The following is a 12034-nucleotide window of genomic DNA, read 5'->3' as shown; positions in this document are numbered from 1 at the left end:
CATCGCACCGCATTGGCCCGCGCGGAGGCGGCGTATACTTTTGCGGCAGTTCCGGAGCTTGCCTCATGGATATGCCGAATCGCCCGTCAGCATCGTCCTGGTTCCGCAGCCGCGGCGGCCGCCGCTTCGGTATCGAGTTCACGGCGATCATCGTGGTCAAGCTGATCCTGCTGACGCTGATCTGGTTCGTCTGCTTCCGTCCGCATCCGCGTCCCGACACACGTCCAGGCGCGATCGAAAACCGCCTGCTCGCACCCGCCGCCGAGGCCGCGCATGATCGATGAGACCGTCGTTGTCCTGTCGCGCCTGCAGTTCGCGCTGACGGCGCTGTATCACTTCCTGTTCGTGCCGCTGACGCTGGGCCTGTCGTGGATGCTCGCGATCATGGAAGCGGTCTACGTGATGACCGGGCGCGAGATCTGGAAACGCATGACGCAGTTCTGGGGCGTGCTGTTCGGGATCAACTTCGCGATGGGCGTCGCCACCGGCGTGACGATGGAATTCCAGTTCGGCACCAACTGGGCCTACTACGCGCACTACGTCGGCGACATCTTCGGCACGCCGCTGGCGATCGAAGGCCTGATGGCGTTCTTCCTCGAGGCGACCTTCATCGGCCTGTTCTTCTTCGGCTGGGACCGGCTGTCGCGCGTGAAGCATCTGATCGTCACGTTCCTGCTCGCGCTCGGCACCAATCTTTCCGCGCTGTGGATCCTGATCGCGAATGCGTGGATGCAGAATCCGGTCGGCAGCGAGTTCAACTTCGACACGATGCGCATGGAGATCACCGACTTCGGCGCAGTGATCTTCAACCCGGTCGCGCAGTCGAAGTTCGTGCACACGGTCAGCGCCGGCTACGTGCTCGGCGCGATGTTCGTGCTGTCGATCAGCGCCTGGTACCTGCTCAGGGGCCGCAATGTGGACTTCGCGAAGCGCTCGATGACGGTCGCTGCGAGTTTCGGCCTCGCCGCCGCACTCAGCGTGGTCGTGCTCGGCGATGAATCGGGCTACACGGTGTCCGAGAACCAGAAGATGAAGCTCGCCGCGATCGAGGCGATGTGGGAAACCGAACCTGCGCCCGCGTCGTTCACCGCTTTCGGGTTCCCGGATGTCGCGGAGCGCACGACGCACTTCGCGATCCACATTCCGTGGGTCATGGGCATCATCGGTACGCGCTCGCTGAGTGGCGTGCTTCCCGGCATCAAGGAACTCGTCGCCGACGCCGAGCAGCGCATCGGCAACGGCATGCAGGCGTACGCGGCGATGCAGAGGTTGCACGCGAACCGCGACGACGCGCAGGCACGTGCGGAGTTCGAGGCGCACAAGAGGGATCTCGGCTACGCATTGCTGCTCAAGCGTGTGCTCGACGATCCGGCTAGGGCGACGCCGGCCGACATCGGCAAGGCCGCGGCGAGCACGATCCCGAACGTGCCGGTGCTGTTCTGGGCATTCCGCATCATGGTCGGCTGCGGGATGTGGTTCATCGCGTTGTTCGGCTTCTCGTTCTGGCTCGCCGCAAGGCGCGAACTCGACCGGCATCGCTGGTACCTGAAGGTCGCGCTGTGGAGCCTGCCGCTGCCGTGGCTGGCGATCGAACTCGGCTGGATCGTCGCCGAATACGGCCGCCAGCCGTGGGCGATCGAAGGCGTGCTGCCGACCGCGCTCGGCGTGTCGTCGGTGTCTGCGGCGCAGGTCGCGACCAGCCTCGCCGGCTTTGTGATCTTCTACACCGCGCTCGCGGTCGTCGACGCGATCCTGATGCTGAAATACGCGCGCAAGGGCCCCGACGGCCTCGGCATGTGGCCGCCGGCTGCGGAGTCGCGAGCATGAACACTTGCGGCATCACGCCACGCGCCCACTTCGTCATTCCGGCGGCTTTAAACAGCCGAACGGCTGGTCAAGCCGGAATCCAACTTGATCTTCCAACAGAGCGAAACTGGATTCCGGCTTTCGCCGGAATGACGACAAAAGAGCAGCAACGGTGACTCCTATGCTCGACTACGAAACCCTGCGCATCGTCTGGTGGCTGCTGCTCGGCGCCTTGCTGATCGGCTTCGCGGTCATGGACGGCTTCGACCTCGGTGTCGCCGCGTTGCTGCGCGTGCTCGCCCGGGACGACGACGAACGCCGTGCATTGCTGGAGACGATCGAGCCGGTCTGGGAAGGCAACCAGGTCTGGCTGATCCTCGGCGCCGGCGCGGTGTTCGCGGCATGGCCGCTGCTGTACGCGGCCGCGTTCTCGGGCTTCTATTTCGCGATGCTGGTGCTGCTGCTCGCGTTCATCGTGCGCCCGGTCGGTTTCAACTTCCGCAACAAACTCACCGATCCGCGCTGGCGCGAAACCTGGGACCGGATCCTGACGATCGCCGGCCTGATCCCGGCGCTGATCTTCGGCGTCGCGTTCGGCAACCTGTTCCTCGGCGTGCCGTTCCGCTACGACGAGACGCTGCGCATGAGTTACGAAGGCGGCTTTCTCGGACTGCTGCGACCGTTCCCGTTGCTGGTCGGCCTGGTGTCGGTCGCGCTGTTGCTGATGCATGGCGCCGCCTGGGCGGCGGTGAAGGCGGACGAGGTGATCGCGCGGCGCGCCGAACACCTGCTGCGCAGTCTGTCGTTCGCGTTCGTCGCGCTGTACGTGGCTGCCGGCGTGTGGCTCGCCTTTGGCGTGACCGGCTACGCGATTGACGGCGGCATTGCCGCGGGGGGGCCGTCCAATCCGCTGCTGAAGGAGGTCGCGCACAGCGGGGGCTGGCTTGGCAACGGCCCGCTCGGCAACTGGGCCTGCGTCGCCGCGGGCATCGCAATCCTCGCTGCGCTGGCCGCGCCACGGCTTTCCGTGCGTCGGCGCCATGCAAGTGCGTTCGTCGCCAGCGCGTTCGCGGTCGCCGGCACGATCACCTCGGCGGGTTTCGCGCTGTTTCCATTCCTGCTGCCGTCGAGCCTCGATCCGCGCAGCAGCCTGACCGTCTGGGACGCATCGAGCAGCAGGACCACACTCGGGTTGATGCTGCTGGTCACGGCCGTGCTGCTGCCGATCGTGATCGGTTACACGACCTGGGTGTACCGCGTGCTGCGCGGACGGGTCAGCCTGGAACATGTGAAGCAATCGCACGGAATGTATTGATGGAGCCGGGAATCGGGAATTGAGAATCGGGAATGCGAACAGCGGCTCCACGTGCTCACGGACCGCTCTGCCATTCCCGATTCCCCATTCTCCATTCCCGCAAACCGGAGGTTTGCCCCATGTGGTATTTCAGCTGGATTCTCGGCCTCGGCCTCGCCTGCGCATTCGCGATCCTGAATGCGATGTGGTTCGAACTGCACGCCGACGATGTCGCGCGGCGCAAGGCCGACGAAGAAGCGCCGCCGCACTGAATCGACGCGAATCAGTCCGCGCGCGCGCGTACTGCCTCTGTTTGAATGAATAGCCGTTCGTGGCGAGGTATCGACGACGCGCGCAGGAACGCGCGCGAACAGCGAAGCTGGCCCGTAGGGCGAGCGCCAGGATGGCGCGAGTCACCATGAACGGCGGACCCAGAAACCGTTCACCCCTCGATACCACAGCGCGAACGGTGGTGGGTATTCAAACTGCGACCGCGTGACAGCAACGCCGTCATCGGCTAGCGTGCCGCGGTTGTCTGTCCCGGAATCCGTCGCTTGAGCCGTTCTTCCCGCTTCGCCGCCACTACGCTGGCATTCGCCCTTTGCACCGCCCTGACCGCGCAGGCCGCCGATCCCTCCTTGGGCGACGCGACCAAGCCTGCCACCGCGCACTCGGGCAAGGTGCCGTCCAAGCCGCGCAAGACCGCGGCACCTGTCCGCGATCCGCAGGTCGACCGCTGGATCAGCATCGACGGCTTCGGCGAGGTCGCGGTGTACCGGCCGGCCGGCGAAAGCAAGGGACTCGCATTGTTTGCCTCCGGTGACGGCGGCTGGAACCTCGGCGTCACCGACATGGCACACCAGGCGGCCGCGCTCGGCTACTGGGTCGCCGGCTTCAGCACGCCGCAGTTCCTGAAGGGCCTCGACGGCGGCGGCGCGCAGTGCAGCGACGCGCACGGCGTGCTCGCGAAGCTCGGCGCCGATCTCGCGCGCAAGCTGAACCTGCCGCCGGACACGCGCCCGATCGTGATCGGCTACTCCTCCGGCGCCACCATCGTGTACGCCGCACTCGCCGCGGACGCCGGCCAGCGTCTCGGCGGCGGCATCAGCCTCGGTTTCTGTCCGGACCTGCTGATCCACAAACCGTTCTGCGCCGGCGCCGGCGGCCTGACCCAGCATTGGCAGAAGCAACCGCCGACCTGGATGTTCGACAAACGCGAGACGGTCAACGCACCGTGGCGCATCCTGCAGGGCGAGGCGGACCAGGTCTGCGATCCGAAGTTCGCGTCGGATTTCGCCGCCGGACAGAAGGACTCGAAAGCCGTCATGCTGCCGAAGGTCGGCCACGGTTTCGGCGTGCCGAAGAACTGGATGCCGCAGTACGTGCAGAGCGTCAAGGATCTGCTCGACGCCAGCGCGAAGTATTGATCGGGGTCGCGCGCGTGGGCGTCCCGCGCGGCTAAACTTCGCGAAGTCTCAGGGAAGAAGGGCGTTCGCATGAGCACCGAAACCGCTGCCAGCCCCAGTCCGCCGGTCGCGCGCGGCTGGGCGGCACGCCTGCGCTGGCTGGTGCCGATCGCGTTCCTCGCGCTGGTCGGCTGGCTGGTCGTGCGCGGCATCGACGAGTTCGACCTGCCCGAAATGCAGCGCACGCTGCTCGACGTGCCGACCTGGCCCGCGCTCGGCATCGCACTGCTCGCGCTGGTTGCGGTCGCGTTCACCGGCCTGATCGATGTGGTGATCGCGCGCTGGCTCGGCATGCACGTGCCGACGCGCGAGGTGTTCCGCCTCGCGTTCGTCGCGAATGCGCTCGCGAACGTCCTCAACCTCTCCGGCGCGATCGGTTCCGGCGTGCGCCTGCTCGGCTTCACCGCACGGCGCGTCGAACTGCCGGTCGGCGCCGCGCTGATCGGGTTGCAGGTGCTGTCGCTGCCGCTCGGGTTGTCCGTGCTGATCATCGCGACGCTCGCGTTCGGCTCGCTGCCGATCACGCCAAGCGCGACGACGCGCTGGCTCAGCGTAGCGGTGCTGGTCGCGGCCGCGTGCTACCTGCCGGCATTCCTGATCCTGACCACGCGGCGTCGGTTGATGCGCTGGCTGCCGCGCGGGCTGGACCTGCCGCCGCTGCGCCTGAAGCTGGCGCTGGCCGCGCTGTCACTGATCGACTGGGTCCTGAGCGCGGCCGTGCTGTACGGTTGCCTGTACATATCCGGCGCGCACGTGAAACCCGGCCCGCTGCTCGCGAGCTTCGCCGCGGCGCAGACGCTCGGCCTGCTCAGCCTGATCCCGGGCGGCTTCGGCGTCTTCGATGGCCTGATGCTGCTTGCGCTGACCAGCGGCGGCTACGACAACGCGCAGGTGCTGTCCGGTCTGTTCCTGTTCCGCATCGGCTACTACCTGCTGCCGCTGCTGACCGGACTCTATGTCGGCTCCGGCATGCTCGCCGGCCAGCTGCCCGGCGTCGCGCGCGTCGCCGCACGCCTGCAGACGCATCCGCTGTTCGGCGTGCTCGGCCTGCCGGCGAGTCTGCTCGCCGGTCTCGGCATCCGCGTGCTCGCGGTGCTCACGTTCGGTTCCGGGCTGGTGCTGCTCGGCTCGGCCGCGATTCCGGCCGTGCGCGAGCACATCGAGGTGGTGCGCCAGCACCTGCCACTGGCCGCGGTCGAAAGCTCGTACTGGCTGTCGATCCTGACCGGCGTGCTGCTGCTCGGCCTCGGCCGCGGCATCGACGGACGCCTGCGTGTCGCCTACCGGCTCACGCTCTGGGTGCTGGTGGTCGGCGCGGTGCTCGCGGTGACCAAGGGCCTGCATTTCGGCGAGGCGTTGTTCCTGCTTGCGGTCGCGGTGCTGCTGCGCATGCGCAAGCGCGAATTCACCCAGCGCGCGATGAGCCTGACCTCGCTGACCACGTTCACCTGGCTCAGCGGCCTGATCATCGTCGTCTGCGCGTTCTTCGCGGTCGGCGTCTGGGCCGTGCTGGGCGACGACAGCTTCGACCTCTGGTATTTCGGCGTCGGCGAGCATTCCTCGCGGATCGGCCGCGGCCTGTTCGCGGCTCTGCTCGGGCTGGCGATCTACCTGATCTGGCAGTCGTTCTCGGTCAGGCGCCCACCGCTGAAACTGCCGGCGCACGAGGAGCTGGAGCGCGCACGTACGGTGTACCACGCGCATGGCGGCGGCGAATTCGCGCATCTGTCGTTCATGGGCGACAAGCACCTGTTCTGGTCCGCGGACAATCACGCGGTAGTCGCCTATGGCGCGGTGCGCGACCGCCTCGTCGCGCTCGGCTCGCCGTGCGGCCCGGAAGCCGCGATCAAGCGCGCGATCCTCGATTTCCGCCACTTCGCCGACGCGCAGGATCGCGTGCCGGTGTTCTACGAGGTGCTCGAACCGGATCTCTCGCTGTACCACGACCTCGGATTCGACCTGTTCAAGCTCGGCGAACTCGCGACGATCCGTCTTTCCGAGTTCACGCTGGCCGGCAAGCGCTGGGAAGACCTGCGCCAGGCGGTCAATCGCTCGGTCAAGGAACAACTCACGTTCGAACTCGTCGAACCGCCGTTCGACACCGTGCTGATGACCGACCTCGAGCGCGTTTCCGACGCCTGGCTCGAGGACAAGGGCGCGCACGAGAAGAGCTTCTCGCTCGGCCATTTCGATCCGGACTATTTCGCGTGGAGTCCGCTCGCACTCGTGCGCCGCGCAGGCGAGGTGATCGCGTTCGCGAACGTGCTGCCGCCGTACGGACCGAACGGCACCGCCAGCGTCGACCTGATGCGCCACATCGATGGCGCACCGCGCGGCACGATGGACTTCCTGTTCGCGCGGGTCATGCAATGGGCCAAGGAACAGGGCTATGCGAGCTTCAGCCTTGGCATGGCGCCCTTGTCCGCGGTCGGCGACAACCCGTACGCGCGAGTCAACGAGCGCCTCGCCGCGCTCGCGTTCCAGTACGGCGGCCGCTTCTACAACTACCAGGGCCTGCGCCGCTACAAGGAGAAGTTCGGTCCGGAGTGGACCGGCTCCTACCTCGCCTACCCGCGCGGGCTGTGGGTGCCGGGGCTGCTGATCGACATCGCGGCGCTGGTCGCCGGCGGCTATCGCCGGTTCCTGATCGGTCGCTGATCGCGGGGCTCAGCGTGGCAGCAGGCTCGTGCCGGTGACGAGGCCGGCAAGGTCGTAGCGCGCGCTGTGGTCGAGCAAGCCGTGGTCGGAGTACGTCTCGCCGTGCGCGTAGTCGGTGCGCCCGGCGAGCAGGCGCTGCGCAGGCACAGTCGGCCAGAACGGCAGCATGAACACCGCCAGAACCCAACTCTGCCGCCAGACACGCGCGACACCCAGCAGGTACAGCAGCCCGGCCAGCACCGGCATCATGAAGACGAGATAGATCAACGTGAACATGGCGGCGCTCAGCGCGCGTCGATGCGGACCACCTGTTCGCGACGCAACGTGTAGCTCGCATGGCCGCCGGGTTGGCGCACCTGCAGGATCACCTGGCGCGCATTCGCGGCAACGATCGTGCCGCGATGCACGCGCTCGCCGGCCGTGACGATCGAGACCCTGCCGCCGACATGCTGAGCGAGATCGGCGAATTGCAGATCACTGTCGCGGGCTGGCGCCGGCGCCAGCCAGTCCTCATTCGTGACTGCATCCGCGGGCGGAGCGACAACCTCTGCAACCACCGGCGCCGGTGTGTCGGGGACCGCGACCGCGATCGTGGACATATCGGAGCGCACCGCGGCGGCATGCTCGGCCTGCAGCAACGCCTCGATGCGTGCCTCGTCCTCCTCCAGCGTTGCCGCCTGCGCGGACAGAGCGAACAGCAATCCGCAGCCCAGCGTCCAGCCGGTCGGAATCTTCTTCGTCATTGCCCGAACCCCCTCGCGTCCGGCGACCGCGCGGTCGCGCGATGGCACGCGCATGGGAGCACAACCTGGTGACGCATTCCGCTACAGCGGTCACTTTTGCAGGTGCGGAAGGGCGTGCTCAGCCCGGATCGATGCGCTCGATCTGGTCGCGCGACAACACATAGGTCGCGCTGCCGCCGCGCTGGGATACCGACAGCGTGACGTGGCGCGCATCAGCAGCGCGGACCATGCCGACATGCACGTGTTCGCCACGCGTGAGCACGCGTACGCGTACGCCGATCTCACGCGGCAGTTCGTCGAAAGCGATGCCAGGCCCTGCACCCGGAGCGGGAACGATATCGGGATCCGCTTCCTCCCCTGCCGCGTGCAGGGTGACGACCGCGATCGTCGGTGCGGCCGCCTGCTCTGTGTGGCCTTGCGCCGACTGCAGCGGCGGATCGGCGCGCAGGTCGCCGGTGATGCCGCCCAATGCCAAGGCAACGATCGCAAAGCACGCGTGCGCGGCGTTCGGGACATTCGGTCGGCTGATCATCGGCGCTGCGCTGGCGGGGTGTGAGGCGTGGGGCCACAAGTATACGGGCACGGCGCCGGAACCGCCGCGTGGCCGCATTCCAGCCTAGGGCGAACGCGCCGCAGCCGGCGCCATCGGCAAGCTGCTCACGATCAGCGCACCGAGCGCCGCGTAGTCGCCGTTGTAGTGATGTCCGCCGGCGAGATCGACGACGCGGACCTGCGTCGGCTGCGGTTTCAGGCAAAAGCTGTCGTCCTCGTCCGAGCCGTGCACGCAGACCAGCGGCACCTTGCTCGCGGCAAGCTCGGGACCGATCGGCAGCGCATCATCGTGCTTCGTCGAACCGAACCAGTCGCCGACATGGATCTCGAACACCGCGGTGTCATCCGGCGAGATCATCACGCCGCCCTGCACGCGCTGGCGCGATTCCTCGGGCAGGCGATTGATCAAGACCGGCACCAGGCTCGCGCCGAACGAATAGCCGATCAGCACGAAGCGGGCCGCTGGATCGCCCTTGCCGTAGTGCGCGATGACGCGACTGATCGCCGCGGCCGCGGCGTCCGGCGTCTGCTTGTGCCAGAAGAACTTCAGCGTGGAGAAACCGATCACGCGGATGCCGTGCGCGGTCAGTGCATCGGCGACGCCGCGGTCGAGGCCGGCCCAGCCGCCATCGCCGGTGATGATGATCGCGATACGGTGTGCCTCATCCGGCTTCGCTGCAGCGGTCGGCGCGATGTCGGTCAGCGGCAGGTCGGCGACGTCGTCCGGCAGCGCGGTCGTCGCGGCGTCCTCGCGATGGCGCCAGCGCGCGTAGGCGACACCGAGACCGGGGCCGGCCTCACGCACTGCAAGCGGCGGCAGCAATGCGCCGAGCGCATGCCAGCCGGTCGCCAGCGATGCGCCGAGACCGCCGATCCGCGCACCGGCAGCGAACGGTTGCGGCAGCCACGGCAGCGGCAACTTCGGCACCGGCACGACATGGAAGCCGCCATCGCCGGACGCGGTCATCGCGCCGGCGTCGCCGGGACAGAATCCTTTCGGGAAACGCAATCCCGCATCCCAGCCCAGCGTGAGCAGGCCCTCAAACGTACCGGCCGGCGCCTGCGCGGCCAGTGCATACGCGAACGTTGCGCCGGCGCCATCGCCGACCACCAGCGGATACGTGTAGCTTGCCAAGCCTTCGTGGCGCTCGATCCAGTGCGCGACCTCCTCGACATGGCCGGCCGGATACGAGCACTTGTCCTTGATCGACTCCATGCGCTTCAGATACGCCGGCAGATCGATGCCGACCACGAACGCGCCCTGCTTCGCGAGCGCATCGCCGAGGCCATCCTGGCGCGGCGTCCAGCCGTCGCGATCGGAAAACAGCAGCACGGTATGTGCGATCGCACCGGCCGGACGACTGAGATGGAGCGTACCGAACAAGCCGTAGTCGAGCGTCTCAGCAGACGCGGCAGACGCGAACAGGCCGAACAGCAGCGAGAGCAACGCCTGCAGTGCACTCATGCGCGTGCCGCCATGAGCGCTTCGATCTCGTCCGCATGCTTGGGCACGCCGGCGGAGATGACCTCCGGCTCGCCGTCGGTCACGATGACATCGTCCTCGATGCGGATGCCGATGCCGCGGAACTTCGCCGGCACGCCCTTCTGGTCCGGCGCGATGTAGAGACCGGGTTCGACGGTGACGACCATGCCGGGTTCGAGCACACGGAACTCGCCGTCGACGCGGTAGTCGCCGACGTCGTGCACGTCGAGGCCGAGCCAGTGTCCGGTCTTGTGCATGTAGAACTTGCGGTACGCATGCTCGCGCAGGTTCCTGTCGACGCTGCCACCGAGCAGGCCGAGCTTGATCAAGCCCTTGGTGATCGTACGCACCGCCGCGTCGTGGTAGGCGTCGAACGAACGACCGGCGCGTACTTCCTCGATCGCCGCGAGCTGTGCGGCGAGCACGATGTCGTAGAGCGCGCGCTGTTCGGGCGAGTAACGTCCGTTGACCGGGAACGTGCGCGTGATGTCGGACGCGTAGCATTCGTACTCGGCGCCTGCGTCGATCAGCAGCAGGTCGCCATCAACGAGTGGCGCGTTGTTCGCGCGATAGTGCAGCACGCAGCCATTCGCGCCGCCGCCGACGATCGGCTCGTAGCTCGGCACCGCGCCATGCTTGCGGAAGGTGTGCAGCAGTTCCGCCTCGACCTCGTGCTCGTTCATGCCGGGTCGGGCCGCCTGCATCGCGCGCAGGTGCGCATCGGCGGCGATCTTCGCGGACTTGCGCATCAGGCGCAGTTCGTTGCGCGACTTGTACAGGCGCAGGTCGTGCAGGAGGTGCGACAGCGCGACGAACTCGTGCGGCGGCTTCGCGCCCTGACGCACCTGTGCGCGCACGCGGTTGACCCAGCCGATCAATTTCAGGTCGAACTCGGTGTCGCGGCCGAAGTGGTAGTAGACGCGCGCGCGGCCTTCGATCAATCCCGGCAGGATGTCGTCGATGTCGTCGATCGGAAACGCATCGTCCATGCCGAACGCGGCGACCGCGCCCTCGGTGCCGGCGCGCGGGCCGTCCCAGCGTTCGCGCTCGGGATCGCGCTCGCGGCAGAACAGGATCATCTCGCCCGGTTCGCGTCCGGGCACCAGCGCGAGCACCGCATCCGGCTCGGCGAAGCCGGTCAGGTAGTGGAAATCGCTGTCCTGGCGGTACGGATAGTGCGCATCGTTGTTGCGCACGCGCTCCGGCGCGGCGGCGACGATCACGATCGCGTCGTTGCCGGCCATGCGCATCAACTGGCGGCGACGGCGCGCGTATTCCCTGGGTTCGATCATCGATGCATGGGTCCGGTTCGTGGCCGCGGATTGCGCCGCCCATTCTATTGAATCGGCACGACGATGTTCGAGCTCGACGCCGATTCGGTGGCCACCACGCGTTGCAACGGCGCTGCGTACGCGTCAGTGCAGCGAATGCGGCGCAGCGCGAGCGGCGCGCCGGACATCACGATGCAGCAGCGCGGCACCGGTGCGCACGAAGTCGAGCACGTCAGCCAGCGCCTGCTCATCGCCGGCGGTGTCCGCGTAGTCGAAGCGCGATGCCGCGATGGTGCCGAGGTCAGCGAGGATCTCGGTCGCATCGGCGGTCAGCCCGGCGCGCGCCGCCGCGCCAGCGAGTCCGAAGCCGCCAAGGAAACCGCGGCACCATTCGACCAGCGCGTCGGCGCGGCACGCCAGCGGCGCGCTGGACGCAGGCAACAGCGGATCGACGCTGGCGGGTGTGGCCCCGAACTGGGCGAGGCAGCTGCGATACAGCCGCTGCAGGATCTCGTTGCGAGCCAGGCCGGGATCGTCGAAATCGAGCTGCAGAGCGTCCAGCCAACCGTCGGCGTCGGTTTGCGCGCCTGCGCAAAGGTAGCCGGTCAGCGAGCCGTGCAGGTCGCTGGCATTGACGCCGAGGCGCAGTCTGTCGAGCGCTTTCGCGAGTTCGGCATGGGTGAGGTCGGGGTGCATCGCGGACCGGCTGGCTTCGGAGTCGGCATCAGTCTACCTGCGCGTGGCGGAGCCGACTGCGTTTG

At 67.6% G+C, this 12034-nt stretch carries 13 protein-coding genes; 7 read left to right on the top strand and 6 right to left on the bottom strand.

Going from position 1 to position 12034, the window contains the following annotated elements:
• Positions 1 to 65 precede the first annotated feature (65 nt).
• From cydP to mprF, 7 genes are all read left to right on the top strand, one after another.
• Positions 66 to 284, top strand: coding sequence for a cytochrome oxidase putative small subunit CydP (cydP, locus tag ABD002_RS11245; RefSeq protein ID WP_343791054.1), 219 nt, complete (start codon positions 66 to 68; stop codon positions 282 to 284).
• The gene (locus ABD002_RS11240) at positions 274 to 1827 is read left to right on the top strand and encodes a cytochrome ubiquinol oxidase subunit I (RefSeq protein ID WP_343791051.1); all 1554 of its coding nucleotides are present in this window, start codon (positions 274 to 276) and stop codon (positions 1825 to 1827) included. Before cydP ends, ABD002_RS11240 begins: the two co-directional genes overlap by 11 nt.
• Entirely contained in the window at positions 1824 to 1982 is a 159-nt protein-coding gene (locus ABD002_RS11235; RefSeq protein WP_343791048.1) for a hypothetical protein, read from the top strand. The genes ABD002_RS11240 and ABD002_RS11235 overlap by 4 nt, the downstream gene beginning before the upstream one ends.
• 5 nt (positions 1983 to 1987) lie before the next feature.
• Positions 1988 to 3121 carry a cytochrome d ubiquinol oxidase subunit II gene (gene cydB / locus ABD002_RS11230; protein WP_343791045.1) on the top strand — a complete coding sequence of 378 codons (1134 nt, stop codon included), beginning with the start codon at positions 1988 to 1990 and terminating at the stop codon, positions 3119 to 3121.
• 119 nt (positions 3122 to 3240) lie between these two features.
• On the top strand, positions 3241 to 3372 hold the full coding sequence (gene cydX / locus ABD002_RS11225) for a cytochrome bd-I oxidase subunit CydX (RefSeq protein WP_343791043.1): 132 nt from the start codon (positions 3241 to 3243) through the stop codon (positions 3370 to 3372).
• 282 nt (positions 3373 to 3654) lie between these two features.
• Positions 3655 to 4527, top strand: a complete 873-nt coding sequence (locus tag ABD002_RS11220) for an alpha/beta hydrolase (RefSeq protein ID WP_343791041.1) — start codon at positions 3655 to 3657, stop codon at positions 4525 to 4527.
• Between the two features lie 69 nt (positions 4528 to 4596).
• Positions 4597 to 7224: a bifunctional lysylphosphatidylglycerol flippase/synthetase MprF gene (gene mprF / locus ABD002_RS11215; RefSeq protein WP_343791039.1), complete on the top strand. Its 2628-nt coding sequence runs from the start codon at positions 4597 to 4599 to the stop codon at positions 7222 to 7224.
• 9 nt (positions 7225 to 7233) lie between these two features.
• On the opposite strand, the gene ABD002_RS11210 is transcribed toward mprF, so the two are convergent.
• From ABD002_RS11210 to ABD002_RS11185, 6 genes are all read right to left on the bottom strand, one after another.
• Complete coding sequence (locus ABD002_RS11210) at positions 7234 to 7500, bottom strand: hypothetical protein (protein ID WP_343791037.1); 267 nt, start codon at positions 7498 to 7500, stop codon at positions 7234 to 7236.
• 8 nt (positions 7501 to 7508) lie between these two features.
• Positions 7509 to 7967, bottom strand: coding sequence for a hypothetical protein (locus ABD002_RS11205; RefSeq protein WP_343791035.1), 459 nt, complete (start codon positions 7965 to 7967; stop codon positions 7509 to 7511).
• Between the two features lie 118 nt (positions 7968 to 8085).
• The gene (locus tag ABD002_RS11200; protein WP_343791033.1) at positions 8086 to 8499 is read right to left on the bottom strand and encodes a hypothetical protein; all 414 of its coding nucleotides are present in this window, start codon (positions 8497 to 8499) and stop codon (positions 8086 to 8088) included.
• Between the two features lie 84 nt (positions 8500 to 8583).
• Positions 8584 to 9984: an AcvB/VirJ family lysyl-phosphatidylglycerol hydrolase gene (locus ABD002_RS11195; RefSeq protein WP_343791031.1), complete on the bottom strand. Its 1401-nt coding sequence runs from the start codon at positions 9982 to 9984 to the stop codon at positions 8584 to 8586.
• The gene (gene pepP, locus ABD002_RS11190; protein WP_343791029.1) at positions 9981 to 11294 is read right to left on the bottom strand and encodes a Xaa-Pro aminopeptidase; all 1314 of its coding nucleotides are present in this window, start codon (positions 11292 to 11294) and stop codon (positions 9981 to 9983) included. The genes ABD002_RS11195 and pepP overlap by 4 nt, the downstream gene beginning before the upstream one ends.
• Before the next feature lie 123 nt (positions 11295 to 11417).
• Entirely contained in the window at positions 11418 to 11969 is a 552-nt protein-coding gene (locus ABD002_RS11185; RefSeq protein ID WP_343791027.1) for a UPF0149 family protein, read from the bottom strand.
• Positions 11970 to 12034: the final 65 nt, after the last annotated feature.

The sequence above is a fragment of the Dokdonella soli genome (assembly GCF_039523175.1).
In the GTDB taxonomy this organism is placed as follows: Bacteria; Pseudomonadota; Gammaproteobacteria; order Xanthomonadales; family Rhodanobacteraceae; genus Dokdonella_A; species Dokdonella_A soli.
Note: the sequence above shows the minus strand (reverse complement) of the source record. Positions and strands in the feature narration are given on the sequence as shown.

Excerpts from the sequence above, each read along its gene's own strand:
- ABD002_RS11195 (WP_343791031.1), bottom strand. The coding sequence starts at position 9,984 with ATGAGTGCACTGCAGGCGTTGCTCTCGCTGCTGTTCGGCCTGTTCGCG.
- cydB (WP_343791045.1), top strand. The coding sequence starts at position 1,988 with ATGCTCGACTACGAAACCCTGCGCATCGTCTGGTGGCTGCTGCTCGGC.
- ABD002_RS11185 (WP_343791027.1), bottom strand. The coding sequence starts at position 11,969 with ATGCACCCCGACCTCACCCATGCCGAACTCGCGAAAGCGCTCGACAGA.
- ABD002_RS11235 (WP_343791048.1), top strand. The coding sequence starts at position 1,824 with ATGAACACTTGCGGCATCACGCCACGCGCCCACTTCGTCATTCCGGCG.
- ABD002_RS11200 (WP_343791033.1), bottom strand. The coding sequence starts at position 8,499 with ATGATCAGCCGACCGAATGTCCCGAACGCCGCGCACGCGTGCTTTGCG.
- mprF (WP_343791039.1), top strand. The coding sequence starts at position 4,597 with ATGAGCACCGAAACCGCTGCCAGCCCCAGTCCGCCGGTCGCGCGCGGC.
- cydP (WP_343791054.1), top strand. The coding sequence starts at position 66 with ATGGATATGCCGAATCGCCCGTCAGCATCGTCCTGGTTCCGCAGCCGC.
- pepP (WP_343791029.1), bottom strand. The coding sequence starts at position 11,294 with ATGATCGAACCCAGGGAATACGCGCGCCGTCGCCGCCAGTTGATGCGC.
- ABD002_RS11210 (WP_343791037.1), bottom strand. The coding sequence starts at position 7,500 with ATGTTCACGTTGATCTATCTCGTCTTCATGATGCCGGTGCTGGCCGGG.
- ABD002_RS11205 (WP_343791035.1), bottom strand. The coding sequence starts at position 7,967 with ATGACGAAGAAGATTCCGACCGGCTGGACGCTGGGCTGCGGATTGCTG.
- cydX (WP_343791043.1), top strand. The coding sequence starts at position 3,241 with ATGTGGTATTTCAGCTGGATTCTCGGCCTCGGCCTCGCCTGCGCATTC.
- ABD002_RS11240 (WP_343791051.1), top strand. The coding sequence starts at position 274 with ATGATCGATGAGACCGTCGTTGTCCTGTCGCGCCTGCAGTTCGCGCTG.